The sequence below is a fragment of the Gordonia polyisoprenivorans genome (assembly GCF_017654315.1).
Lineage (GTDB): Bacteria > Actinomycetota > Actinomycetes > Mycobacteriales > Mycobacteriaceae > Gordonia > Gordonia polyisoprenivorans_A.
This window is the reverse complement of the sequence record NZ_CP072203.1, coordinates 1,183,949-1,209,452: the sequence shown is the minus strand read 5'-3', so window position 1 is coordinate 1,209,452 and position 25,504 is coordinate 1,183,949. Positions and strand designations below refer to the sequence as shown.

Annotated in this window: 16 protein-coding genes and 1 pseudogene; 6 read left to right on the top strand and 11 right to left on the bottom strand. The window is 68.9% G+C overall.

The features are described 5' to 3' along the window. The first annotated feature begins 25 nt into the window (after nt 1-25). Nucleotides 26-4,387 carry an alpha-(1->3)-arabinofuranosyltransferase domain-containing protein gene (locus J6U32_RS27805; RefSeq protein ID WP_425324112.1) on the top strand — a complete coding sequence of 1,454 codons (4,362 nt, stop codon included), beginning with the start codon at nt 26-28 and terminating at the stop codon, nt 4,385-4,387. 59 nt (nt 4,388-4,446) lie between these two features. On the opposite strand, the pseudogene J6U32_RS05505 reads toward J6U32_RS27805, so the two are convergent. Further along, nucleotides 4,447-5,445: pseudogene (locus J6U32_RS05505) on the bottom strand (acyltransferase family protein); the annotation flags it as partial. A 175-nt stretch (nt 5,446-5,620) separates the two neighbouring features. Between J6U32_RS05505 and J6U32_RS05500 the strand changes: the two are divergent. After that, nucleotides 5,621-6,838, top strand: coding sequence for a DUF3068 domain-containing protein (locus tag J6U32_RS05500; protein WP_208793898.1), 1,218 nt, complete (start codon nt 5,621-5,623; stop codon nt 6,836-6,838). Between the two features lie 29 nt (nt 6,839-6,867). Here J6U32_RS05500 and J6U32_RS05495 read toward each other — a convergent pair whose 3' ends face one another. Then, nucleotides 6,868-8,130, bottom strand: a complete 1,263-nt coding sequence (locus tag J6U32_RS05495; protein WP_244332631.1) for a polysaccharide biosynthesis protein — start codon at nt 8,128-8,130, stop codon at nt 6,868-6,870. Between the two features lie 131 nt (nt 8,131-8,261). Here J6U32_RS05495 and J6U32_RS05490 point away from each other — a divergent pair, with 131 nt between their 5' ends. Both J6U32_RS05490 and J6U32_RS05485 read left to right on the top strand, forming a co-directional pair. Then, the gene (locus tag J6U32_RS05490; RefSeq protein ID WP_079931378.1) at nt 8,262-9,203 is read left to right on the top strand and encodes an HpcH/HpaI aldolase/citrate lyase family protein; all 942 of its coding nucleotides are present in this window, start codon (nt 8,262-8,264) and stop codon (nt 9,201-9,203) included. A gap of 28 nt (nt 9,204-9,231) precedes the next feature. Continuing rightward, entirely contained in the window at nt 9,232-11,004 is a 1,773-nt protein-coding gene (locus tag J6U32_RS05485; protein ID WP_208793897.1) for a hypothetical protein, read from the top strand. Here J6U32_RS05485 and J6U32_RS05480 read toward each other — a convergent pair. Continuing rightward, complete coding sequence (locus tag J6U32_RS05480) at nt 10,944-12,077, bottom strand: glycosyltransferase family 4 protein (protein ID WP_208793896.1); 1,134 nt, start codon at nt 12,075-12,077, stop codon at nt 10,944-10,946. The genes J6U32_RS05485 and J6U32_RS05480 overlap by 61 nt on opposite strands. Nucleotides 12,078-12,175: 98 nt before the next feature. On the opposite strand from J6U32_RS05480, the gene J6U32_RS05475 reads away from it, so the two are divergent. Both J6U32_RS05475 and J6U32_RS05470 read left to right on the top strand, forming a co-directional pair. Continuing rightward, the gene (locus J6U32_RS05475; RefSeq protein WP_208795965.1) at nt 12,176-12,904 is read left to right on the top strand and encodes a class I SAM-dependent methyltransferase; all 729 of its coding nucleotides are present in this window, start codon (nt 12,176-12,178) and stop codon (nt 12,902-12,904) included. A gap of 412 nt (nt 12,905-13,316) precedes the next feature. After that, complete coding sequence (locus J6U32_RS05470; protein ID WP_208793895.1) at nt 13,317-14,606, top strand: HNH endonuclease signature motif containing protein; 1,290 nt, start codon at nt 13,317-13,319, stop codon at nt 14,604-14,606. A gap of 493 nt (nt 14,607-15,099) precedes the next feature. Here the strand turns inward: J6U32_RS05470 and J6U32_RS27245 are convergent, their stop codons facing one another. From J6U32_RS27245 to J6U32_RS05430, 8 genes are all read right to left on the bottom strand, one after another. Continuing rightward, nucleotides 15,100-15,837 (bottom strand): hypothetical protein, encoded by a 738-nt coding sequence (locus tag J6U32_RS27245; RefSeq protein ID WP_244332629.1) that lies wholly within the window; start codon nt 15,835-15,837, stop codon nt 15,100-15,102. Between the two features lie 49 nt (nt 15,838-15,886). Continuing rightward, nucleotides 15,887-18,439: an ABC transporter permease gene (locus tag J6U32_RS05460; protein ID WP_208793894.1), complete on the bottom strand. Its 2,553-nt coding sequence runs from the start codon at nt 18,437-18,439 to the stop codon at nt 15,887-15,889. Between the two features lie 3 nt (nt 18,440-18,442). Next, entirely contained in the window at nt 18,443-19,351 is a 909-nt protein-coding gene (locus J6U32_RS05455) for an ABC transporter ATP-binding protein (RefSeq protein ID WP_432276981.1), read from the bottom strand. A 93-nt stretch (nt 19,352-19,444) separates the two neighbouring features. After that, nucleotides 19,445-20,473 (bottom strand): esterase-like activity of phytase family protein, encoded by a 1,029-nt coding sequence (locus J6U32_RS05450; protein WP_208793893.1) that lies wholly within the window; start codon nt 20,471-20,473, stop codon nt 19,445-19,447. Between the two features lie 55 nt (nt 20,474-20,528). After that, entirely contained in the window at nt 20,529-22,355 is a 1,827-nt protein-coding gene (locus J6U32_RS05445; protein WP_208793892.1) for a phosphoenolpyruvate carboxykinase (GTP), read from the bottom strand. 290 nt (nt 22,356-22,645) lie between these two features. Next, nucleotides 22,646-23,050 carry a DUF6802 family protein gene (locus J6U32_RS05440; RefSeq protein WP_208793891.1) on the bottom strand — a complete coding sequence of 135 codons (405 nt, stop codon included), beginning with the start codon at nt 23,048-23,050 and terminating at the stop codon, nt 22,646-22,648. Continuing rightward, nucleotides 23,050-24,627, bottom strand: coding sequence for a hypothetical protein (locus tag J6U32_RS05435; RefSeq protein WP_208793890.1), 1,578 nt, complete (start codon nt 24,625-24,627; stop codon nt 23,050-23,052). Before J6U32_RS05435 ends, J6U32_RS05440 begins: the two co-directional genes overlap by 1 nt. Next, the gene (locus tag J6U32_RS05430) at nt 24,624-25,466 is read right to left on the bottom strand and encodes a hypothetical protein (RefSeq protein ID WP_208793889.1); all 843 of its coding nucleotides are present in this window, start codon (nt 25,464-25,466) and stop codon (nt 24,624-24,626) included. Before J6U32_RS05430 ends, J6U32_RS05435 begins: the two co-directional genes overlap by 4 nt. Nucleotides 25,467-25,504 lie beyond the last annotated feature (38 nt).

The window sequence follows — 25,504 nt, the reverse complement described above, 5'->3', positions numbered from 1 at the left end:
AGTGAGCTCGAGCGACCCGGCCGCAGTGAGCTCGAGCGACCCGGCCGCGCAGCGCACGCTTGAGCGCCGCGGCGGAGCCGCCCTGGGACACAGCGGTGTGGCGGTCGCCGCCCTCGTCGCGCTGGTCGTCTCGTTCCTGCAGTCGCCCGGCCTGACCGCCGCCGACACCAAACTCGACCTCACCGCCAACCCGCTCGGCTTCCTCGCGCGCGCGGCGCACCTCTGGACGCCGCAGGCACCGCTGGGCCAGGTGCAGAACCAGGCCTACGGCTACTTCTTCCCGCACGGGGCGTTCTACGCGGCCGGTGAGCTGATCGGTCTTGCGCCGTGGGTGACCCAGCGGCTGTGGTGGGCGGTGCTCCTGCTCGTCGGCTTCGTCGGTCTCGTCCGTCTTGCCGAGGCGCTGGCCGTGGGATCGATGGGCTCACGTCTGCTGGCCGGCGCGATCTTCGTGTTGTCGCCGCGGGTGTTGACGACGATCGGCTCGATCTCGTCGGAAACACTGCCGATGATGCTGGCCCCCTGGGTGCTACTGCCGGTGGTACATGCGCTGGATCGCCGCGACGACACGCCCGTGTGGCGGCACGCGATGCGCTCGGCGGTGGCCGTCGCGCTGATGGGCGCGGTCAACGCGGTCGCCACGCTCGCGGCATTGGGCGTCGCGGTCGTGTGGTTTCTGCTGTGCGCACGCACCGACGTGCGCCGGTGGTGGCGCTTCGGGGTTGCTTGGGCGGCCGGGCTGACGCTGGGATGCGCGTGGTGGATCGTGCCACTGCTCATCCTGTCGCGGGTGTCGCCGCCGTTCCTGGATTTCATCGAGTCGTCGCGGGTGACCACCGAGTGGACGTCGCTGACCGAGGTGCTGCGCGGCACGAGTTCGTGGACACCGTTCGTCTCCACCGAGCGCGTGGCGGGCGCCGTGCTGGTGACCCAGCCCGCCGCGGTCCTGGCGACCGGCACCCTGGCCGCCGCGGGATTGGCCGGATTGTGCATGCGGCACATGCCGTATCGGCGACGCTGGATCGCGATCCTGACGATTGGGCTGCTGCTCATGTGCACCGGATACGCGGGCGGGCTCGGGTCACCGATCGCCGAGCCGGTCCGGGTGTTCCTCGACGGCCCGGGCGCATTCCTGCGCAACGTCCACAAATTCGAGCCGTTCGTGCGGCTGCCGTTGGTGCTCGGTGTCGCACACCTGTTGGCGCGCGTTCCGCTGCCGGGGTCGGCGCCGACCCGAGAGTGGTTGCGGGCGTTCGCACATCCGCAACGATCACGGCCGGTGGCCGCGGCGCTGGTCGTCCTCGTCGCCTCGGCCGGCGCCGGCTCGCTGATGTGGACCGGTCAACTCGCCCCCGACGGCGCATATCGCGCCATCCCGGACTACTGGACGCAGACGGCGTCGTGGCTCGGTGCGCACGCCCACGACGGTGTATCCCAGGGTGGTGTCTCCCAGAACGGTGTCGAACAACGGGCGCTTGTCGTTCCGGGTGCACCGTCGGCCGATCAGTTGTGGGGATTGACGCGTGATGAGCCACTGCAACCACTTGCCGACTCCCCGTGGGCCATCCGTGACGCGATCCCGCTGACGCCGCCGGGGGCGATCCGGGCTCTCGACTCGGTCCAGCGCGATCTGGCCGACGGGCGGGCATCGCCGGGTCTCGCTGCGACACTGGCCGATCAGGGGATCGGCATCGTCGTGTTGCGCGCCGATCTCGACCCCGACACCTCGCGGTCGGCGCGTCCGCTGCTGGCCCAACAGGCCCTCGACGGGTCGCCCGGCCTGACCCGTGCTGCGTCGTTCGGTCCGCTGGTGAGCCAGCCCAGCGCCAAGGGTGTGGTGCGCGACAACGGTTTACGCCCACCGATGCGCGCAATCCAGATCTACCGGGTCGATGCGGCGGGCGGCACGGGTCCGTCGCTGACCGATACCGCGTCGATGCCGCGTGTCGCCGGAGGACCCGAAGCGCTTGCCGCACTGGCGGATCTGCGTGCACGGTTGGGTGAACCCCCCGCCGGCCCCACACTGATGCAGGCCGACGCGCAACGCGCAGACCTGCCGTCGGTGCCGGTGATCCTCACCGACACCCCGGCCGACCGGGAGACCGATTTCGGCCGTGTCGACGACCACAGCTCGGCGATCCGTGCGCCCGGGGATCCGCGCCGGACGCAGAATGCGGCTCCGGATTATCCCGTTGCCGGACAACCACTCACCGAAGGGCAATGGCTTCTCGACAACCAGCCGGACGGGGTGCGGGTCTCGACGTCGGGGTCGGCGTCCGATGCCACCCAGCCCGGACAGACCTCACCGGCGAACTCCGCGGCCGCCGCCTTCGACGGTGATCCCTCCACGGCGTGGGTGTCGGCAGGTCTCACCTCGGCGGTCGGACAGTGGATGCGCCTGGACTTCGACCGTCCGCGAAGCGATCTCGCCCTGCGGCTGACAACAGCGAAGGCACTCGGACCGGACGTCTCGTCGATCGTGGTGACCACCGAGGCCGGGTCGACCGTGGTCTCCGGTCTCCAACCCGGCAAGCCCGTGACGGTCACCGCACCGAGCGGACCGACCCGGTGGGTGCAGATCCGCGCCTCGGCCACCGACGACGGCAGCGCCGGAAACCAGTTCGCGCTCGGCGAGGTCGGGGTCATCGATCTGGCGTCCGGGCTGCCGCTGACCATCCGCCACCGCGTCGTCCTACCCCGGGTTGCACCGGGTACACCGGTGGCGGGATGGCTTCTCACCCAAGAACTCTCCGGGCGCTCGACGTGTGTGAACCAACCCGGTGGCCCGGACGATGACTCACCCGCGGCGCGGGTGCTGTGTGCGTCGGGTCTGGGGTTGAGTCCCGAGACACCGGGGGTGATGACGCGCGCGCTCTCGGTCCCCGACGGCGTCGACGTCACGCCCGCGGTGGTGCTGCGACCCACACCCGGGGACGGACTCGACGCGTTGCTGCGCACGCCGGCAACGGTGCGGGCGACCGGGGCGTCGGAGGTCAACGATCCGCGCGGGTCGAGCCAGGCCGCCGTCGATGGCGATCCCGGAACCGTATGGACCGCAGCCGAACCCACCAAGAAGGGCGACAAACCCACTCTGACCCTGACGCTGCCGGCGCCGCAGGAGGTGCAGAGCCTGCGAATCCTCGCGCCCTCCGGCGGCTATCCGGCCGCGCCGACCGAGGTGGCGGTGGATCTCGGGACCGGCCCCCAACGGGTCCACGTCGGCGCCGACGGCGTAGTCGGTCTGCGGCCGGCGGTCACCGATCGCATCACCCTCACCATGCTCGACCGCACCGACCTCCTCGACGTCAACAGTCTCGGATTCGCCAGTCGCGCACCGGTCGGCATCGCCGACATCACGATCTCCCCCGCCCCGCCCACCGCGCCACCACTGAGCAGGCCCATCGACATCGGCTGCGATGCAGGCATCGGGATCACGGTGTCGGGTCAGGTGATCGGCCTGTCGGTACACACCACCGCCGCCGCGTTGCGTGACGGGGAGCCGGTGGTGGCCCGCCCGTGCTCATCGGCGCCGATCCGTCTGCCCGCGGGTGAGCAGGAGTTGTCGGTGAATCCGGGGCGGGCGTTCACCGTCGACACCACCTGGTTGGGCAACACCGCGATGCCCACTGCGACCGCCGCCGGTGCCGTGACCCGTCCGAAGGTCGAGCAGTGGCAGTCGACTGCGCGCAGCGTGCGCGTCGATGCCGCGCCGACCGCCCGGATTCTGTCGGTGCCGGAGAGCACCAATCCCGGATGGGTGGCCGAATTGGGCAGTCGTACACTCGATCCCGTCGTCGTGGACGGCTGGCAGCAGGGGTGGCAGGTGCCGGCCGGTGCATCCGGCACGGTGACGTTGAAGTTCCGGTGGGACAGCGTCTACCGGTGGTCGCTGATCGTCGGATTCGTCTTGCTCGCACTACTTTTCGCGGCAGCGTTCCTCCCGTGGCGGCGTCGGGCCGGCCTGTCCCCCGCTCCGGTTCCCGTTGCGCCGGTGGGCGGTACGGCGGTGGGCGATAGGGCGGTGGCCTGCGTCGGTGCGCTCGGTTGGCTGGCCGCGTCGTGGCTGCTCGCCGGATGGTGGGCGGTGCTGATCAGCGTGCTCGCCGGGGCGGCGGTCGTACTCGCCCGGTCGCGGGTGATCGTGGTCGCCTGCTTCGTCGTGATGATGCTCGCCACGGTGGGATTGGCGTCGGGGCCCTGGCATGCGACGACCGGGTACCACGGCTTCTCGTGGTGGGTTCAGTTGCCGGCGTTCGTCGCGGTGTCGCTGGTGATCTCCTCGGCGATGCCGTCCTCGGTGCGGCGTTGGTTCTCGCGACTGCGTGCACGCCGCGCGCTTTCGCGACGGCGCAACCAGTCCCGGGCCGGTTCCTCGACGAAGGCGTAGCTCGCCGCCGAGATCCCGATCGAGAGCACCGCGGTGAGGCACCACACCAGGATCGTGTTGCCGGAGAACGGCACGATCCCGAAGAGCGGGAACACCACGGCGAGCACCGCGACGTGCCAGATGAAGATGCCGTAGGACCAGCGGCCCAACGCGGCCATGACCGGTGAGGTGAGGAATCGGAACCGCGCCCGCACCCGCGGCGAGTTCCCGAACGGCTTCTCGCACACCAGGGGCGCGAGAAGGGCGAATGCGCACAGCGCGCCGAGTGCCATCTTCACGGCGAACTGCCACTGCGCGAGGACGCCGAGCCCGGTGGGTCCGGCGATCGGCGTGCACGCCAGACCGTAGGAGACGACGAACAGTGCCAGCATCGGCCACCGACGGGCACCGATGCGCTCGATCACGCGGGTGATCCTCGACTGCTCACCGAAGTCGGCAGCGCCGGCCACCTCCGCGATGACCAGGCCTGCGACGAACCACGGCAGGTGGCCGAACACCCAGTTCGTCGGCTCGGTTCCGTCGGGAAGCGGCAGCGCCCGGGCCACCCAGGCCCAGCCGAGGCTGATCACGCCGAGACCCAGCAGCGCAGGTACCCGGGCGCTCACCCGCGCTCCGCGCAACCACATCAACGCGGCCCCGAGGATCGGCAGCAGCAGATAGAAGGCCACCTCGACCGACAGGCTCCACATCTGGGTCAGTCCGGCGGTCAGCGACAGCGGCACGAACACCTGGGTGAGCGTCAGATTGGCGAGCCAGACGGTGAGGTCGGCGCCGCGCGCCTCGGGCAGCAGCGTCAGTACCACGACGACGACCACCACGTATGCCGGCCAGATGCGTACCACCCGGTGCCGCAGATATCGCCGCACCGACGGCGGGCGAGCCTGCCGATGCGCCGCGGCCACCCAGTTGCGCCACAGCAGGAACCCGGACAGCGCGAAGAACAGGGCTACGGCGAGGTCGAGCCGACCCAGGATCGGGCCGATCACCGGCGTGCTCACCACACCGGTCTGGAAAGCGACGTGGGTGGTCAGGACGCCCAGCGCTGCCACCGCACGCATGCCCTCGAGTTGCGGGAAGAATCGCCGGTATTCGGGGGCGCCGGGAGCGCAGCGAGCGGACCCGGTCGACGGGGCGCGGGTGACTGTGGTGGCATCGGGCGTGGGCTGGGTGGACATTCTGGAGAACACCGTAGCCGTCCTGAGTCGGGTGTGGTGACCGCGTACGCTCGCCGTTATGCCCGAGCCCGGCGCCGACGACCGCCCCCGCCCGAGCCGCTGGTCGACGCGCGACCTGCTCGGGCCGACCATCATCTTCCTCGGCGGATTCCTCCTGGCGGCCGCGCTGGCGCTGCCGACGCTGCTGGTGGGGCAGCTCGAGCTCATCCCGCTCTCGACCGACGTGACCACCGTCGCCACCAGCGTCCCGACCGGTGACGAGGGCGCCGCGCAGGCCTCGTCATCGGGGTCGGGGTCGCCCGCTCCGACTGCCACCATCCTGGATCGCTGCTCGCTTAACACCCCGACCGCACGCACCCTGCCGGCCACGCTGGTCCGGCAACAACGCCTGGTCGCGGTCCGCCCGGCCGACAAACGGGTGATCACCCTGCAGGCGGGCACGTCGGTGCAGGGCGACCGCATCTGGCTCGACGGCCGCATCGCCGACGCCGACGCCACCCGCCCCGGATCCGAGGTGCCACCCGCGTCCGGCGAAGCGGCGTGCACGGATCCGACGTTGTCGGCGTTCAAGGATCGCGTGACCCTCTCGCGCCGCTCCGCGACACCCGATCTGGGCGCCAACAGCACCGGGGCGCGGGGCAATTCGGAGATCCAGTACGACAGCAACGCGGTGCCGGTCGGAGCGCCGGACCGCACCGGCTACACCTACGTCCTGCCGTTCGGGGTGAGCGTCGCCGAACACACCTTCTTCGATCCGACGACCCGGCGGTCGGTGCCGCTGACTCCGCAGGGCGACGCGCAGGTCGACGGCCGCAGCGCGCAACGCTTCGTCGCCGAGGTCCCCGACACCGACCTCGACGCCACCCGTTCCGGGGTGCCCGACGGCGTGCCGCCGACCCGGATCACGCGTCCGGCGTCGTGGTTCGGTGTCGGCGGCGATCCGGCGCGGCAACTCACCGCGACCCTGCATCAGAGCTCCCGGTGGGAACTGTCGGTCGACACCTCGACCGGTACGATCCTCGACGAGCGGGTCACCATCGATCAGGCCTATCGTCTCCCCGACCCGGCGTTCGCCGACTTCCGCCTGACGAATCTGCAGGCGACCTTCGCCTACGACGACGCCACCCGGAGCCGGTTGTCCGACCTGGCCGGGAGTCTGTCGACGCCGGTGGTGATCTGGGGTCGGGTCGTGCCGATCGTCGCCGCGGTCCTCGGCGTCGTCGCCGTGGTCGGCGGGCTGGTGCTGACGATCGGGTCGCGTCGGGCGGGCGAGTAACCCGGTAACCCGAAGCAGCCCAACGATCGTCAGGCCGGCCGGCGCACCTCATCCGCCTCGATGGGCGTGCGGCTCATCGCCCGCACGCAGTCGATGCCGGTCGCCACGGCGGCCGCGGTCACGGCCACGGCGGCCGTGACCGCGAGCGCAACGACGGAATCGACGACGCAGACGATCACGATCACCTCGATCCCGACGACCAGCCAGGTCACCGCGGAGGCGCGGGTGCGATCGGCCGCGATCGCCGACAACAGCAGGACCTGCAGCACGGCCATCGCCGAGCCGGTGTAGGCGAACAGCCACAGCAGTCCCACCAGCGGTCGGTAGGCGTCGCCGACGACGAGTGGCACCAACGGACCCAGAGCGGCGGCGGCCACCGTGAGGATCACCCCGATCGACGCGACCACCGCCACCGCCTGGCGCAGGGCGGTCTGCGAGCGCGCGGGATCGGCGAGCCGCGGATAGAAGACGACGCCGATGGCCTGTGGCAGCCAGAAGGCGGCCTTGGTCGCGACCGCGCCGAGGGCATACACCCCGGCATCGTCGGGGTGTAGCACGGTTCCCGACAGCAGCAGGTCGATCGAGACCGCCACGATCAGCACCAGTTGCACCTGCGAGGCGCGCAGCACTCCCGCGGCACTCACCCCGGTGGTGGTGTCCGGGTTGGCTCCGTTCACACCGGGGAGTCGCCGGGTGCGGCCGGTATCGGCGCGGCGGACCACCCCGACCGCCGACCACACGACGGCAGCGGCGACGGCCGTGCCGAGGGTGCCGACGGCGAGCCCCCACGTCGGGCCGGCGCCGAATGCGAAGGCCACCAGCATCGGCACCGACCGCGCGATGCCGACCGCCCCGAGTACCCATGCCAGCGCGCGGAACTCCCCGAGCCCCTGAAGGACGCCCTGACCGGCGGCGATCACCACGAGCAGCGGTGCAGCCGCGAGGGCAGCAGCCGTGGCGGCCGCGCCGGTCCGGGCCACCGCGACGACCACCGGGACGGCAACGAGCGCGAGTACGACGACGGCCGCAACCGTCGTCGCCGTGACCCGGGCGAGCCCGGAACCGCGTCCGCGGACCACCTCGCGGGCGATCACCGACTGCAACGCCAACGCGGGGACACCGAGGACGAGCATCGCCGACAGCAGTCGCGCGAACTGCCCGTAATCGCCCGGCGCAAGCCACCGTCCGGCCCCGACATAGACGACATAGGCCGCGAGATTCGCCGCCATCGACCCGGCGGCCACCGATCCCAGCGCGCCCACCAGCCCGCGCATCCGGATCGCTGTCGCCATGCGCTCAAGTGTGCCGCACCGGGGCGTGCCGAGTGTTCGCGCTGTTGGGGATGTCGGGGCCGACGGGCACCTCGGCGGGGTGTGAAACGATGGAACGGATTCATCGTCGATCACCACTCGAGAAGGCCAGGATGTACGACCAGCAGAACACCACCGTCGACCCCGACACGAGCGACATCGGCTCGCGGATCGACCCGGTACTCGCGCGCAGCTGGCTGCTCGTCAACGGTGCCCAGTACGAGCGGTTCGCCCCGGCCGCCCGTTCGCGCGCCGACATCGTCGTTCTCGACATCGAGGACGCCGTCGCACCCAAGGACAAGGTCGCCGCCCGCGAGAACGTGCTGCGGTGGCTGGCCACCGAGTCCGACGACCATCCGGGCGGACCGGGAGACTGGGTGCGGGTCAACGGTTTCGGCACTCCGTGGTGGGCCGACGACCTCGACGCGCTGGCCACGACGTCGGTCGGCGGGGTGATGCTGGCGATGGTGGAGTCGGTCGACCACGTCACCGAGACCGCGAAGCGTCTGCCCAACGTGCCGATCGTCGCGCTGGTCGAGACCGCCCGCGGACTCGAGCGGATCAGCGAGATCGCCACGGCGAAAGGTACTTTCCGTCTCGCATTCGGCATCGGCGATTTTCGGCGGGACACCGGCTTCGGTGACAACCCGGCCACCCTGGCCTATGCACGGTCGCGGTTTACCATCGCCGCCAAGGCCGCCCACCTGCCCAGCGCCATCGACGGCCCGACGGTGGGGTCGGGGGCGCTGAAGTTGTCGGAGGCGACCGCGGTGAGCGTGGAGTTCGGCATGACCGGCAAGATCTGTCTGACCCCCGACCAATGCGCCCCGGTCAACGAGGGGCTGTCACCGTCACCCGACGACATCAGTTGGGCGCGTGAGTTCTTCGCCGATTTCGAGCGCGACGGCGGCGAGATCCGCAACGGATCGGATCTGCCGCGCATCGCCCGCGCCACCAAGATCCTCGACCTGGCGCGCGCCTACGCCGTCACCGAGTCCGACTACGACGTCGATCCCGGACACGCGTCGGCCCCCTCCGACACCTACCACTACTGATCCGCGGGCGAGGGAAGACGTTGCGCCCGTGACCAACCCGCGGCTGCTACCGATCCTCTACGGGGTCGGCGCGGTGCTGTCGGCGGTGATCGTCGGGCCCCTGTTCGGCGGCGGGTACCTGCTGTACCGGGATGCGGTGTCGACGCCGCGGTCCTTCGTCACCGATGCCGCGCTCGGGATCGGTCCGCTCGCACCTCGTGCGGTTCCCCAGGATTGGTTCGTGGCGGTGGCCGGGTCGGTCGTCGGCGGCGGCGTGGTGGTTCTGGTGGCCCTCGCTGCCGCGGTGCTGTTCGCGGCGGTGGGGTTCGGGCGCTTGGCCTTTCGGCTGGTCCCCGGGGCCGGGCGCTCCGGAGCGGTGGCCGCGGCCGTGGTCACGGTGTGGAATCCTTTTGTCGCCGAACGCCTGCTGCAGGGAAACTGGAGTCTGCTCGTCGGATACGCCGCGCTCGGGTGGATCGTCGTGGCGGTCGCCGATGTCGCCGAGGGGCGCGCACGTGGGCGGTGGGTCGGGTGGGCGCAGGTGGGTGGGTTGCTCGCGGTCGCCGGGTTGACGCCGACGGGGTCGGTGATGGCGGCAGTGATCGCCGGGGTGACCGCGGTGTCCTGTACCGGTATCCGACGGTGGCGCATGTTTGCCGGACTCGGTGCGCTCTGGGCGTGTTCGGCGTTGCCGTGGTTGGTGTCCGCGGTGATCGGTAGTGGATCGATCGCCTCCGACGGACCGGCCGGGGTACGCGCGTTCTCGCTGCGGTCCGAGCCGCTGTTGGGTCCGCTCGGCACCGCACTGGGTTTGGGTGGGATCTGGAACTCCGACGCCGTGCCGACGAGCCGCACGATCTGGTGGGCTGCGATCGCCACCGCGTGCTTGCTGGTGGTGATCGTCGCCGGATCGGTGTGGTTGTGGCGCAGCCGTTCTGCGTCGCAGGCTCCGGGTCTGTTGCGTGGTGTGGCAGCGTTGGCGGCGGTCGTCATCGTGCTGGTCGCGGTGACCGCGGCGGGCCTGGGGCAGGCGGCACTGGGGGCTGTCGTCGACGCTGTTCCCGGTGCCGGCTTGGTGCGCGATACCCAGAAGTTCTTGGCCCTGGTGATGCCGTTCGTGGCACTGGCTTCGGCGGCCGCGGTGGTGGCGCTGCGGCGTTATGTGCCTGCGGGTTTCGCGCTCGCGGCCATTGCTCTGCTGGTGATCGCCCCGTTGCCGGAACTGGCGTGGGGGGTCGGCGGCCGGATCACTCCGGTGCACTACCCCGACGACTGGACGAAGGCTGCCGCCATGGTGCCCGCCGACCGCGGTGCGGTGGCGTTGTGGCCGCCCGGCACGGTGCGCCAATACTCCTTCGCCGAGGGACCGTCGCTGGACCCGACGACCCGGATGGTGCGTGCGCCGGTCATCGAATCGGGCGAGCTACGGGTCGACGGCGTCGTCGTCGATCACGCCGATCACACTGCAGCGCAGGTGAATCGTGTTCTGCTCAGCGGAGGGAACCCGCGTGCGCTGTCCGACCTCGGCGTCGGCTGGGTGCTCGTCGAGCGCGGTCCCCAGAGCTCCGTTCCAGCGGAGCTCGCCGACCTGACACCGGTGATTTCGGGACCCGATCTGATGCTGTTCGATCTCGGCGGGGCGGTGACGCCGCGGGCATCGTCGATGTCGCGGGATTGGGCCTGGGCGGCACACGTCATCTGGGCGCTGATGATGGTCGTCGGCGCGCTCGCCGCGGTCATCGAGAGGCTGGTGAATGTCGTTCAGCGACAGGCGTCGCGCAGGACGCGGAGCATCTCGTCGCACGTCGTCGACCACGAGTAGCGCTGCGACTTGTGCTGCGCCGCGCGGCCGAGCCGGCGCGCCTCGTCCGGGTTGTCGACGAGTTTGCGGGTGGCGCTGAGGAACTCGTCCATCCCGTCGACCAGCAGACCGGTCCGCCCGTCGTCGATCGATTCGGCCAGCCCGGCCGAACTCCGATACCCGATCGTGGGCACGCCGTGTTGAGCGGCTTCCATCACGGCGAGCCCCCACCCCTCCTTGCGCGACGGCATGAGGTGAACACGTGCCTGCGCGAGGATCTCGTGCTTTCGCACCTCGTTCACGTGACCGTGAAACGTGACCGCCCCACTCACCCCGAGAGTATCTGCGGTGCTGCGCAATTCGCCGGACCACCAGCCGTCGCCGATGACGTCTAGCTCGGCGTCGACTCCGGCCCGGCGGAGATCGGCCAGCACGGTCAGCGCGTGCTCGACCTGCTTGTGCGGAACCAGCCGCGACAACACACACAGGCGCGGGATCGATGTAATTGTGCCCGGCGATTTCACGTCGGCGGGCACGGGATCGAGGCCGTTACGGATCACGTCGATGCGGGCGTCGTCGACGCCGAGACCCACGAGCTCGCTACGCGACGGCCCGGACACTGTCACGTAGCGGCTGCGCCGGTGCACCCACGGCGACAGAGTGGACTCGATGAACCAGCCGAGTCGCCCGAGCGCCCGACCGGCGACCGGCCACTGTTCGCGGTGGCAGTGATGGACCAGCACGACCGTCGGTGCGATGCGGGTCAGAGCGGCGAAGAAGGGCACGCCGTTCTGGGTGTCGATGACCACATCGGGCACACGGCCGGCGAGGGGCCCTCGGCCCATCCGGGCGGCCAGCAGGAGACCGAGTGCTCGGGGATACACCGAGATCCGGCCGCCGGCCCGCACGAATCGGATGCCGTCGCGACGCTCGTCGTCGGGAGCACCGGGGTACGCCGCGGTCAGATACGTCACCTCGACACCTCGCTGCGCCAGCTCTGCGCCCACCCGTTCGAGATAGGTCTCGCTGCCACCGCCTTGCGGGTGGCCAGTATCTCGCCAGCAGAGGAGCAGCACGTGGGTGGGAGGTGTCATCGCTTCACCAGGGTACCGACCGCTGGGGCGGCGTAGCGGCAGCATCCGGCCCGTGCCGCAGCGGTAGCATCCCGCCTGTGCCCGCACCGACCGAGAAGATGCGCCGACTCGCGACATTCCGTCGCGCAGCCGGCCTGCTGTCGGACTTTCGGTACGAACAGACCGATCCCGCACGCTTCTACGGCGCACTTGCCCGTGACACCGCGGCCATGGTCGGCGCGTTCGCCGACCTCGACGATTTGGTCATCCTCGACGTCGGCGGCGGTCCTGGCTACTTCGCCGACGCATTCGGTGCGTGTGGCGCCCACTACCTGGCGGTCGAACCCGATCCGACGGAAATGCACGCGGGCGGTCTCGAACATCGCGGCACTGTGCGCGCCTCCGGTCAGGCACTTCCTTTCGCCGACGACTCGATGGACGTGACATTGTCGTCCAACGTCGTCGAGCACACCTCACGACCGTGGCAGATGTGCGACGAGATGATCCGCGTGACCCGCCCCGGCGGACTCGTCATTGTCAGCTACACCTTGTGGTGGGGCCCCTTCGGTGGCCACGAAATGGGCCTTACCCACTACGCGGGTGGCCACCGGGCCGCTCGCTGGTACACCCGACGGCACGGACATCCGCCCAAGAACCTCTACGGCACTTCCCTTTTCGCGGTCACCGCGACGGCCGGCCTACGTTGGGCCCACAGCCGATCCGACGACACCACGCTGATCGCCGCTTTCCCCCGCTACCTTCCGGCACCGTCCTGGTGGGTACTGCGCGTCCCGGTGCTCCGCGAGTTCCTGGCCACCAATCTCGTTGTGGTACTGCGCAAGAACTAGCACGACTCGAATCCCCGATGGTCGAGGTCTTCCCCCGATGGTCGGCGCCCGCTGGGGAGCCCCCCCGGGACAGTCGAGCAACCCGCCCTACCCGACCGTCGCCCCCGACGGCCGAGCAACCCTCTATCCCGATGGCCGAGAACCTTTCCCCCGATGGCCGTAACCCTTTCCCTCGATGGTCGAGGTGCGAGCCGCGTGCGGCGAGCCTCGAGACCCGGCGAGATGACCAGCCTCCCAACCACATCGAAAGCAAAACAAACGAAAACCGCACCCACTACCTCACTCCACCGACAGAGAATCGACGCCGAAACACGTTGTCCACAAGCAGAATTGATCAAACCACCCCTTGCGTCGAACACACTGGCGATGTACACTGGAGCCATCACACCGATCAGCCACCGGGGAGGGGCCCATGATCGAATCCACCACAGTCCTTGACACCGAATCCGTTGATGCCGAAGCAGTCTTCGCCGCCACCGTCACCCAACTCAGCGACCTGCAATGGAACCCGGAGATGACCGGACCCCAAGCTTTCGGTGCGATGAAACAAGTCCTACTGTTGCGCAATCTGGTCGATCACCACGCCACCACCCTCACCGGCGAACTGGACCGCCTCGGCGTGGCGGGTCATAAGACCACCCGACTACGGGAGTTGTTGATCAGCATGGGTTTCGCGCCCGCCGTCGCAGGTCGGTACGTGCGTATCTCGGCCACTACCGATATCGATCTGTTGTTGACACATGCTGCTGACGGGTCCATCTCGTCCGAACACGCCGACGCCATCGTCCGCGGACTGGCACACATCGACACCCGCTCCCCCGAACCACTCGACACCGTCCAACGCTGTGAATACCTGCAGAAACTCCTCTCGCACTACTTCGCCGGATTCACCCCCGCCGAGATCAACCTCTACGCACGGCAGCTGGGTAACGAGCTCGCTGCGGAGATGCCTGGCGGGTTACCGGCCTCAGAGGACAAGAGAATCAACTCCTACACCGACCGCATCACCGACGACGGACGGCTGGAGATCTCGGCGAACCTCGACATCATTGCGGGCGAGAAAACCAGAACTTTGATGGAAACCTTGTCGGCACCGAAACCTCAGCCCGACGGGTCCCCGGATCCGCGGACACCCGAACAGATCTGCGCCGCCGCGTTCGAGACGATCGTGGAGTTGGCGGCACAAGGCTTGGCGGACACCACGTTCTCGGCCAAACCGACGAACGGACTGTTGTGGACGTGGTCGGCGGACAACCCGGCACTCGGCGGGGATCTGCAGAACATGGGTGCCATCACCGAAGCCACCGCGAGAATGTTGTCGTGTGACACCACGATCACCAGAATCATGCTCGATCAGAATGGGGTACCGCTCAGTGTCGGTGAAGAGAAGCGCTTCTTCACCCCAGGGCAACGCAAAGCGTTGTTGGTGCGGGATCGTGCGTGTATCAAATGCGGTGCCCACGCCGGACGTTGCCAAGGACACCATGTGCACCACTGGGCCGATGGTGGTCCCACCGACCTCGATAACGGTTGCCTGCTGTGCAGCAGTTGTCATGATGATGTGCACCACCACGGATGGGACATCATCATCGGATTCGACCGACACCCGTGGCTGATCCCGCCCGCCAGCGTGGACCCGAAACGCCGACCGGTACCGTCCTACCACCGCCGCACCATGCGACTCGACGACACCGCCGCCTGACCTACCCTGCCCCACTACCTGATTCCCTGCACCCGGCCTCGCCGGGACCGCATCTGTTGTTTGAGAACTCCATAGAGAAGACCACCCGGTGGTCGAGGTGTCGTGCCGACCGTGGCCCGGAATCCTTTCGGCACAAGGGGTCTCGAGGCTCGTCGCTGTCGCTCCTCACACCTCGACCACCGGGTTGGACGGATCCGGGAAGTCAGGTCCCTCCGATGGTCGAGGTGCGAGCCGCGTGCGGCGAGCCTCGAGACCGGCTGCGCCAGCGCTGGAACCGAACCACCGTGGACCGGAATCCTTTCGGCACAACGGGTCTCGAGGCTCGTCGCTGGCGCTCCTCGGCACCTCGACCACCGGGCGAAAAGGGCCGAGCATCACAGACCGATGGTCGAGGTGCGAGCCGCGTGCGGCGAGCCTCGAGACCGGCTGCGCCGGTGCTGGAACCGGGCCACGGTGGACCGGATACCCATCGGTGCAACGGGTGAAGCGATGGTCAGTTCGGCAGGTCCGCCACGCAGCGGAGGAGACCACCGTTACTCGTGGTCGAGGTCAGCTGTTCGCGACCGTGCATGATGGTGCAGGTCACCGGACCGCGAACGACGATTGCGGTGAGTTCGGCCGAACCGCCGGTGACCGTCGTCGTCATCGACCATGGCGCGGCGGTCACCGGATCGATGACGAACTCCGAGCCCTTGCGGTAGCGCACACCGGCAACGTCACCGCTGCCGGTCAATTGGTAGACGACAGCTCCCGCGGTGACCCGCGCGGTGGTCGTCTCCTCCGTTGTCGTCTCGGTGGTGGTCGTGGTTGTGGGTGTAGTGGTCGACGGCGTCGCCGACACCGAACTCGTCGTCGGCGACGCCGTCGAATCACCACCACCAGTGCTCCGGACGACGAGCACTGCGACGACCACGATCAACACCAGGGCCGCGATCACCGCAAGCGCCAGGATCAGGGTCCGCCGACCCCCGCCTCCGCTGCCCCCGGACGGCGGCTCACCGTACGGTCCGGTGGGCGGCGGGCCGCCCGGCTCCTGACCGTAGCCCTGCGTATAAGCCCCCTGGGGGTAACCCGACTGGGGGTAACCCGACTGGTCATATCCCGTCTGGCCATACCCGGTCTGGGGATAACCCGCGTCGGGGTACTCCGCCGGATTCTGCTCAGGGTCGAACGCACGCGTGTGCGGCGGCGGACGATTCGGATCCCACGGATCTTCCGGTGGCTGAGTCATGCGCCGATTGTGCCAAACCGGGGCCGCCAACCCCGACAACCCGGAGAACTCATCCTTCGGCGATCGCCTCGAGCGGTTTCGTCCGCGCAGCCCGCACCGCGGGCCACAACGCGGCCAACACGCCGACCGCGGCCGAGGCGAGCAGCGTCCAGCCCATCAAGCTCCACGGCAGCACCGGATCACCGAGCCCCCACCGGGCGAGCGTGCGCACCAGAGCCCAACCGATCACCGAACCCAGAACGACGCCGAGGACGGCCCCGTAGATCGCGATCAGCACCGACTCCAGATAGATGGTCCGTCTGATCTGACTGCGCAGGGTTCCGATCGCGCGCAGCATGCCGATCTCGCGTTTGCGCTCCACCACCGACAGCGCGAGTGTGTTGATGATGCCGAGGACCGCGATGAGCAGGGCGAGACCGAGCATGGCGTACAACGTCGCGAGCATCTGATCAATCTGCTCGGAGATGCTGCTCTTGTATTGCTCGCGGGTCTCCACCTGCACCGTCAGATACCCCGACGTCGCGTTCTCGAGATCGGTGCGCAGGGTGTCGAGGTTAGTACCGGGTGCCGCCTTCACGAACAGCCCGAACGTGATCCGGCTCGTTTCCGGCATGACCTTCTCATACACCTGCGAGCCAACCATCCACGGCTGCAGCGCCTCGTTGTCCTGGTACACGCCGGCGATCGTGACCGGCACCTGCGACCCGTCGGCCGAGGTGAAGGTCAGGGTCTGCCCACGTTTCCAGCCACGCTCGTTGGCGGTGCGTTCACTGATGAACATCCCGTCGGCCGGCAGCTTGTCGGATGCACCGTCGAGCATGTTCAATACCGACACACCATTGAGATCACCACCGAGAGCGGCGAACCCGGTGCGCGGCTGACCGTCGATACGCGCCGACACGATGCCGAACGACACGGCGTCGGAGATGCCCGGCACCTTGGTGACCGCCCCGGCCACCGACTCGGGCACCGGCGAATTGTTGGTGCCCGCAACGATGTAGTCGGCCCGGATACCCGCGTCGACGGCCTGATCGACGGTTCCCTTGAACGAGGCGCCGAGGGTGCCGATCACGGCGACCAGCATCAGACCGAGGGTCAGCGCGAACGCGGTCGCCGCGCTGCGTCGTGGATTGCGCACCGCGTTGGTCCGGGCCAACCGTCCGACCGTGCCGAACGGCGCACCGATCACCCGGCCGAGACCACCCACGATGGGTTTGGACAGTGCCGGTCCGGCCAACACCGATGCGACGATCGCCGCACCAGCGCCGATACCGACCACCACCGCGCGCAATAGGCCTGCGCCCATCGCGCCCCACGCGATCGTGCCGATGGCGATCAGCAAGAAGACGACGCCGACCAGCGTCCGATTACGGAGCGGCGCAGCACCTTCGGTGACCCCGGCACGCATCGCCTCCACCGGGGACACCCGTGCGGCACGGACCGCGGGCACCCACGCGCTGACCATCGTGACGACGATCCCGACGAACAGCGCGGCGAGCACCGCCCACACACCGACCTGCAGGGAACCACTCGGCAGACCCGACGCGGAACCAACCACCGCCTTCAACACCGCGGCCAATCCGATGCCGACACCGAGCCCGACGAGCCCGCCGATGACGCCGACGACGAACGCCTCGAAGAGCACCGAGCGCGACACCTGACGCCGGCTGGCACCGATGGCGCGCAGCAGGGCCAGTTCACGATTGCGTTGCGCGACGATCATCGAGAAGGTGTTGTAGATGATGAAGGTACCGACGATGAGCCCGATTGCCGCGAATGCCAACAGGATTCCGGTGAAAATGGTCAGGAACTGGTTGACCTGGGCCTTCTCGTCCGCGCGCACCTGGTCGCCGGTACGCACCTTGTACTCGTCGGTGTCGACGAGCGCCGACACCCGCTTGGCGAGTTCGTCGGCGGATACCCCGGACACCGCGGACATGTCGACCACCGCGACATGCGAACCGTCGGAAAAGATGTCGGACGCGGTTTGCTGGTCGAACTGGACGTTGACGTACCCGCCGGTCGAGGTGGGCAGGTCGACGAGGCCGACGACGGTCACCTCCAACGGCTGCGTACTACCTTGTCCGATCACGAGTTTCGTCTTCGATCCGACCTTCAGGCCACCCTTGTCGGCGGCCGAGGAGTTGAGCACGATCTCGTTCTGCCCATTGGGCGCCCGGCCACCGGGCAGCAGTCTCTCCGAGGAGATCGCCTGATCCGGCGGAATGTAGGCGGTGGCGATACTCGGGGCACCACCGGTCTGCAGCGCCTTGCCGTCGGCGCCGGCGATCGTCACCGGCCCCTGCTGATTGGTGACGATCTTGTCGATCCCCAACTCCTGCTTACGATCCCGGAGCTGGTCGACGACGCTGTCAGGCACACCGTCGGAGGTCGATCGTTGCGGCGTGATCTCGACGGCCACACCTTGTGCCGCGCCTTCGAAGATCGAGTTGAACGCGTGGGAGATGGTGGAGGTGAACACGATCGACCCGGCAACGAACGAGGTACCCAGGACGATCGAGAAGACGGTCAGGAACAATCGGAGCTTGTGCGCACGCAGGTTTCGCAGGGAGACCTTGCGCATCACCGATGATGCGGCCATTGGTCAGCGAGCCTCGTGGCGCCCGCGGGGCGTTCCGTCGGTCGGGTTGACCGGGGCGGTGGCCTGGCCGGCGGCAGGTGCACCGGAGTCCGTGGTGCCGGTGAGCCCGTCGACCGGTGTCGCGTCCCCCGGCTTGTCATCCCCCGGTTTGTCATCGAGGTGACGCATGACCTCGAACACGTCGTCGGCGGTGGGGCGGGTCAGCTCCCGCACGATGTTGCCGTCGGCGAGGAAGACCACACGGTCGGCGTAGGACGCGGCGCGAGGATCGTGGGTGACGATGACGACGGTCTGCCCGAACTCGTCGGTGGCCGCGCGCAGGATCGCGAGAACCTCTCCGGAGGAGCGGGAATCGAGGTTGCCGGTCGGCTCGTCACCGAAGATGATGTCGGGCTTGCCGACCAGTGCGCGTGCACACGCGACGCGCTGCTGCTGGCCGCCCGACAGTTCGGTCGGTAGGTGGCCGAGCCGATCCCCGATGCCGAGGCGGCCGATGACGGTGTCGAACCACTCCTTGTCCACCGGTCGGCCGGCGATGTCGAGCGGCAGGGTGATGTTCTCGGCCGCGGTCAGGGTGGGCACCAGATTGAACGACTGGAACACGAAGCCGATGCGGTCGCGGCGGAGTTTGGTCATCTCCTTGTCGGAGAGCCCGGTGAGGGCGACGTCACCGATGTAGGCGCGACCCCCGGTGGCGTCGTCGAGACCGGCGAGGCAGTGCATCAGCGTCGACTTCCCCGACCCCGACGGCCCCATGATCGCGGTGAACTGTCCGGCGGCGAACTCGATGGTCACGCCACGCAGAGCGTGAACGGCGGTGTCACCTGTTCCGTAGACCTTGGTCAGACCCTCGGATCCGGCCGCGGCGGCGGTGCCGCGCGGTTGCGTCATCTCTGCGTGCGCTGATGTCATGGCCACCACGGTGCCAGGTCGGCGCCGGAATGGCCATCGGGGTTGTCCCTGAACTCACCCCGGTCGCGGGCGTGGCCCGTGTCCGGGTGTGGGTCAGCGACGTGGGAAGCGCACCTCGATCGCGTGCACGCGGGTCGGTCCGGCGAACATGTTGTTGGTGACGACGTAGAGCATCCGGGCCCGATAGTTCTGTCCGCGGACGTCGGGAAGCCAATTGCCCCATGCCATTCCGGACATGTTGCCGGTCACCAGATTCGGCAACGGGTTGGCCGAGAAGATCTCGGTCTTGGACATCGCCTTCTCGGAGCCGGAGAGCTTGGCCTTGCCGGTCACCGCGTCGGCGCCGCGGGTGGTGGCCCAGTAGATGCTCGTCACTCGTCCGCGACCGCGTTCGAGGACCAGGTAGTCGGTGTTGTTGACGGCGATGACGTCGGCGGCGACCTTGCCGGGGTCGGTGCGGTAGACGTACTCGCTCTGCCCGCGACCCGATCCGAAGGTCAGCAGCCGGGCCGCGTTACCCGGATCCTGGCGCAGCCCGCCGGCGGTGATCACACTGATCTGTCCGCGCGGCCCGACGGCCACCCCGGTGAGTCCCTTCTGGCCGTTGACACCTGCGGTCCGCGTCGGGCGCCACGCAGAGGGCAGCGGGAGATCTCGGACGAACGTACCGAACGGGCCGATCTGACGGACGAACTGATGCGCCCCGCCGCTCACGACGACGTAGCCACCACCGACCGACCGGATGCCCTCGAACTGCGCATCACCGGGCAGCAGCGGCAGATTCAGCGGGCTGAGTACGGTACCACCGCCGGTGAAGCGCGGGACGCCGAGCTGACCGACCGACGGGTAGTAGTCGATGTGGGTGGTGTAGAAGCGGGCGGGACCGGCACGACCGACATCGGTCGAGATCATCGCGTAGTCGCCGTTGGCGGTCTGGTCGATACCCGAAATAGCCCCGAAAGACGGTATGCCGGGCACGATCTCGGTGTCGACATATCGCGAGGTGGCCATGGATTGGCCGGGAACCGGCGAACCGGGCACCGCCGTCGCCACGCCGGATCCGATGGTCAGCGAGACGGCGAGCGCCGAAACGAACGCTGCCCCCCATGAGCGAAGTCTCATAGGGGGCAACGATACCTCAGGAGTCCCGTGTCATCTCAACGGATGATCGAGGCTTTCAGGCGAGGCGCTGTTTGAGCTGGTCGAGCTCGTCGGACAGGCTCGTCGGCAGCTTCTCACCGACGAAGTCGAACAGCTCCTCGATGAGCGGCAACTCGCGGCGCCATTCCTCGGGGTCGAAATCGAGTGCGGCAGCGAGATCTTCGGCGGGCAGATCGAGGCCGGCGACGTCGATTTCGTCGGGCTTGGCGACGATGCCGATCGGGGTGTTGACGCCCTCGTTCTCGCCTTCGATGCGTCCGATGATCCACTTGAGCACGCGGCTGTTCTCGCCGAAGCCGGGCCACAGGAAGCGACCATCGTCACCACGACGGAACCAGTTGACGTAGAAGACCTTCGGGAGCTTCGACGCGTCAGCGTTCTTGCCGAGATTGATCCAGTGCGCGAAGTAGTCGCCCACGTGGTAGCCCATGAACGGGAGCATCGCCATCGGGTCGCGACGGACGGTGCCGACCTTGCCTTCGGCGGCGGCGGTCTGCTCGGAACCGACGGTGGCGCCCATGAACACGCCGTTCTGCCAGTCACGGGCCTCGGTCACCAGCGGGACCGTGGTCTTGCGACGACCACCGAACAGGATCGCCGAGATCGGCACACCCTGCGGGTCGTCCCATTCCTGCGCCAGCGACGGGCACTGGGAAATCGGGGTGCAGTATCGAGAATTCGGGTGTGCGGCCTTGTGATCGGACTCGGGCGTCCACTCGTTGCCGAGCCAGTCGGTCAGGTGCGCGGGGGTCTCGCCGCCGATGCCCTCCCACCAGATGTCACCGTCGTCGGTCAGTGCGACGTTGGTGTAGAGCGTGTTACCGGCCTCGATGGTCTTCATCGCGTTCGGGTTGGAGTCCTCGCTGGTGCCGGGAGCGACACCGAAGAACCCGAATTCGGGGTTGATCGCGTAGAGACGGCCGTCGTCACCGAAGCGCATCCACGCGATGTCGTCGCCGACGGTCTCGGCTTTCCATCCGGGGATGGTGGGCTGGATCATCGCGAGGTTGGTCTTGCCGCACGCGCTCGGGAAGGCCGCGGCGACGAAGTACACCTTGTTCTGCGGGCTGGTCAGCTTCAGGATCAGCATGTGCTCGGCCAGCCAGCCCTCGTCGCGGGCGATGACCGACGCGATGCGTAGCGCGTAGCACTTCTTGCCCAGCAGCGCGTTTCCGCCGTAACCCGAACCGTAGGACCAGATCTCACGATCCTCGGGGAAGTGGGTGATGTACTTGTCGGGGTTGCACGGCCAGGGCACGTCGGCCTGGCCGGGCTCGAGCGGGGCACCCACGGAGTGCAGACCCTTGACGAAGAAGCCGTCGTCGCCCAGTGCCTCGAGAACCTTCGGGCCGACGCGGGTCATGATGCGCATCGACAGCACGACGTACTCGGAGTCGGTGAGCTCGACACCGAGCTTCGGGTCGTCGGAGCCGAGGGGGCCCATGCAGAAGGGGATGACGAACATGGTGCGGCCGCGCATGCTGCCCCGGTACAGCTCGGTCATGGTCGCGCGCATCTCGGCGGGGTCGACCCAGTTGTTCGTGGGGCCGGCCTCTTCGGCGGTATTGGCGCAGATGAAGGTGCGCGATTCGACGCGCGCGACGTCGGCGGGGTCGGACTTGGCGAGATAGGAGTTGGGCTTGCGATCCTCGTTGAGTTTGACCAGCGTCCCGGCCTCGACCAGCTCCGCGGTCAGCCGCTCCCACTCCTCGTCGCTACCGTCGGACCACACCACCCGGTCGGGCTGGGTCAGCTCGGCGACTTCGGCGACCCATGCCAGCAGGCCCGCGTGTGAGGTCGGGGCGCTGTCGGGATCCAATCCGGGAATGGTTGCTGAGGTCATATCTCCTCCTCGGAGTTGGCCACCATCCATGGTGACCGAGGGTACGGCGGCTTATCCCCAGGATACGGTCGCCGAACGTCCGCTAGGTGGCGGGGTTAACAGATGCGGTATATGCCACATTTCCATAGGTCCACTTACGACAGTCGGCAACCCACGAAACGCCGTGACCTGCGATATCACCCCCGAATGGCGGTTTGAGATCCTCGCGAAAGTCCGATTCACTCCCTATCGCGCGAGCCCCGCAGGCCCTTGCGCGACCCGTCGGCGGGCTCGTTGCGCGCGTCCTGGTGTCAGTCGAGCCTGCCCGAATCGGTCGGCACCCAGGTGCGTCCGTCGGCGGCCAGACGGTGCGCCTCGTAGTCGCCGTCGGAGCCGATTCGGGTGACGGTATCGACGCGCCCGTCGTGATCGCGGTCGGTGTAGACGGTCATGCCGTCGGGGCCGGTCCGGGTCAACGAGTCGGCGACACCGTCGGCGTCGGTGTCGACGTCGGCGGGACCGAGATCCCACACCCGACCGTCCTCATACATCCACAGGTGGTCGTCGGCACCTGCGGCGGACTCCTCACCGGGTAGCGGGGTGTCGGGGAGTCCGGCGAGGTGGGCCGCGTCCTCGATCTCCGCGTCGCCATGCCACAGCCCGGCGGCCGCGTCGTCGTCCGGGTCCCCGCCCTCGCCCAGTACGAACGGTTCCATCAGTGCTCACTCCTCATGACCGGCTCACTCCTCATGACCGCGGGTGCGGTGGTCGTCTCGGTCCGTGTCGGCGTTCGCGTCGCCTCGGCCAGCTGTGTCGCCACCGCGCGCCGCAGCTCGGTCAACCGAACCGACTCCGAGGTGGCCCCGGCCGGTTGCACGGCACGCAGCCGGCGCAGGGTCGCGTCGATCTCGGCGACGTCGGCGGCGACGTGGCGGACCCGGCGTTCATGATGCCGGGTGATCTGCCCGGCCAGACGTGACTCGGCCTCGGTGCTCCGTGAGGCGATGCGCTGTTCGAGCCGGCCGCGAGCCTCGGTGAGCACTTCTGCCGAGAAGGACCGCAGATCGGTGCGCCGCGCGGCCGCGCGTCGGATCCGGATCACCCAGAACGCCACGGCCACGCCGATCACCAGGGTCAACGGCATCGAGATCCATTGCAGCGTGTGCACCGACGCCATCGGCGAGACGATGAGGCGTCCGACGCCGACCCCGGTGGACGCACCGATGAGCACCATCAATGCATCCTCGGCGCCTCGACGACCGGCCGGCGGGGCACGACGGACCGCCGCTGCCGCCTGCCCCGCCGGACCGGGACCGCGCCCCTGCTCGTCGCCGTCGACCCCGAGCAGTGCCGTCGCCCCGACGGCCTCGAGCCGGTCGTCGAGGGCGGTATCGACTCGGTGGTTGATCTGTGCGATCTCGGTGTCCAACCAGGTCAGGTGGGTCGCCAGCTCGTCGGGTGTGGCATGCGCACAGCGCCGGTTCGCCGCGGCGAGCAGCGCCCGGAATCCGGTCTGTGCGTCGGCGACGGTGGCCGTGCGAACGCCGGCGACCCCGGCGCGTACCGCGGCGAGACGGTCGGTCCGTCCGCGGTCACGGGTGGCCACCAGAGTGCGGCGGCGACGCATCAGTTCCTCCGGGTCGGTGTGCGCGGTGGCGGTCGCGGCGAGATGGTCGTCGCGGATACACCGGTCCAGTGCCGCCACACATGCCGCGAGCCGGGCCTGCTCGACGCGCTGCTCGACCGGGCGCGTCAGACCCTCCTGCATCCAGGCCACCAGGTCGGCGAACCCGGACTCGTCGACCGCGCCGGCCAGCGCAGCCGCCGCCGACACCGCGAACACCGGGAGCTTCTCGGCGGGATCGAGAACGGCGCGGTGCGCGCGCAGCCGTCGCGGCCACTCCCAGAATGCGTCGATTCCGGTACACACGAGGGCCACCGTGCCCACCTCGGTCCGCAACCGCATGAACAGTTCGACCTCGTCGGCGTCGAGATCCGACGACGGATCCAGCACCATCAGGCCCGCGCCGAACCCGCCGGTCACCGGACCGGAACCGGCCACCGACATCGGCAGATCGGGGGCGACCTCACCGCAGGCGGCCAGCAGATCCTCGACGGCCGTATCCACCCCGCCGGCCACCACAATCGACGCCCCGAGCTCGGGCATGCTCGTCACATCGAAGCCGGTCGCCTGCCACACCTGGTGGTAGATCTCATCAGTACCGGTCCCACCTGAACCGACACCACCCGTACCGACACCATCCGGGCTGATCTGCGCCGCGGTCACGTTCACCGCACCACCTCCGGCACGCGCAGCAACTGCTCGATCCCCTCGCGCGCGACCCCTGCGACGGCCAGACCCTCCAGGCGGTCGCGGACCGCGCTCTCCCGACGTGCCCGGACCTCGCCGACACACGCGGCGACCATCGGGACGAGCGCCTCCATGCCGCTGAGCCGGTGCAACGTCGCGTTGAGACCGGCGGCGTCGGCCACCGCGCCGGCACCCATCAGGTCCAGAGCGGTCTCGATACCGAACCGGTCCAGGCGCCGCAGCAAGCCGCGTCGCAGCGTGCGTTCGCGTCCGCCGGGATCGCCGACGAGGAAGTGCCCGGCCATCGACGGCATCTGCTCGTCGCGGGCGACGAGGTCGGCGAGAAAGGTCCACTCCGCCTCGGTGACATCAGCACAGGCGAGAAGCGCCGAGACCGCCGTGACCGGTCGGCCCAGCACCCGGGCGGCATCGGCCGCTGCGTGCGCGGCGTCGCGCGGATCGGGATGGGTGTCGGCCTTGCCGAGGACGACGATCGTGCGATCGACGGGCAACGAGGCAAGGATCTCGTGGTCGGCGCGGCGTACCGCGGCCACGATCACGTGCACCCGGAGATCGGCGCCGTCGATCGCGTCGGGGTCCTCGCCCGGTCCGAGCGCGCCGACCCGCAAGCGTTCGCGCACCGCCCGCGTCATGGTGTCGCGCCCGGTGCCCGGACGGCCGGTGACCGCGATCGTCAGGGCACGCCGGTGATGGCTCGCCGACGCCGACACCTCGGCGCGCACCGCGGCGGGCAGGACGTCACACACCGCCGACGGAGCGCCGTCGAGCACACGCGCCAGCTCACCACGTCGGTCGGTCATTCACCTCTCCCCCACATCTCCCCTGGTCTGGCAGCCTA

Coding starts and splice junctions, on each gene's coding strand:
- J6U32_RS05495 (WP_244332631.1), bottom strand. CDS start 8,130: ATGGCGACAGCGATCCGGATGCGCGGGCTGGTGGGCGCGCTGGGATCG.
- J6U32_RS05500 (WP_208793898.1), top strand. CDS start 5,621: ATGCCCGAGCCCGGCGCCGACGACCGCCCCCGCCCGAGCCGCTGGTCG.
- J6U32_RS05450 (WP_208793893.1), bottom strand. CDS start 20,473: ATGAGACTTCGCTCATGGGGGGCAGCGTTCGTTTCGGCGCTCGCCGTC.
- J6U32_RS05445 (WP_208793892.1), bottom strand. CDS start 22,355: ATGACCTCAGCAACCATTCCCGGATTGGATCCCGACAGCGCCCCGACC.
- J6U32_RS05440 (WP_208793891.1), bottom strand. CDS start 23,050: ATGGAACCGTTCGTACTGGGCGAGGGCGGGGACCCGGACGACGACGCG.
- J6U32_RS05490 (WP_079931378.1), top strand. CDS start 8,262: ATGTACGACCAGCAGAACACCACCGTCGACCCCGACACGAGCGACATC.
- J6U32_RS05475 (WP_208795965.1), top strand. CDS start 12,176: ATGCGCCGACTCGCGACATTCCGTCGCGCAGCCGGCCTGCTGTCGGAC.
- J6U32_RS05460 (WP_208793894.1), bottom strand. CDS start 18,439: ATGGCCGCATCATCGGTGATGCGCAAGGTCTCCCTGCGAAACCTGCGT.
- J6U32_RS05455 (WP_432276981.1), bottom strand. CDS start 19,351: ATGACATCAGCGCACGCAGAGATGACGCAACCGCGCGGCACCGCCGCC.
- J6U32_RS05470 (WP_208793895.1), top strand. CDS start 13,317: ATGATCGAATCCACCACAGTCCTTGACACCGAATCCGTTGATGCCGAA.
- J6U32_RS05480 (WP_208793896.1), bottom strand. CDS start 12,077: ATGACACCTCCCACCCACGTGCTGCTCCTCTGCTGGCGAGATACTGGC.
- J6U32_RS05430 (WP_208793889.1), bottom strand. CDS start 25,466: ATGACCGACCGACGTGGTGAGCTGGCGCGTGTGCTCGACGGCGCTCCG.
- J6U32_RS27245 (WP_244332629.1), bottom strand. CDS start 15,837: ATGACTCAGCCACCGGAAGATCCGTGGGATCCGAATCGTCCGCCGCCG.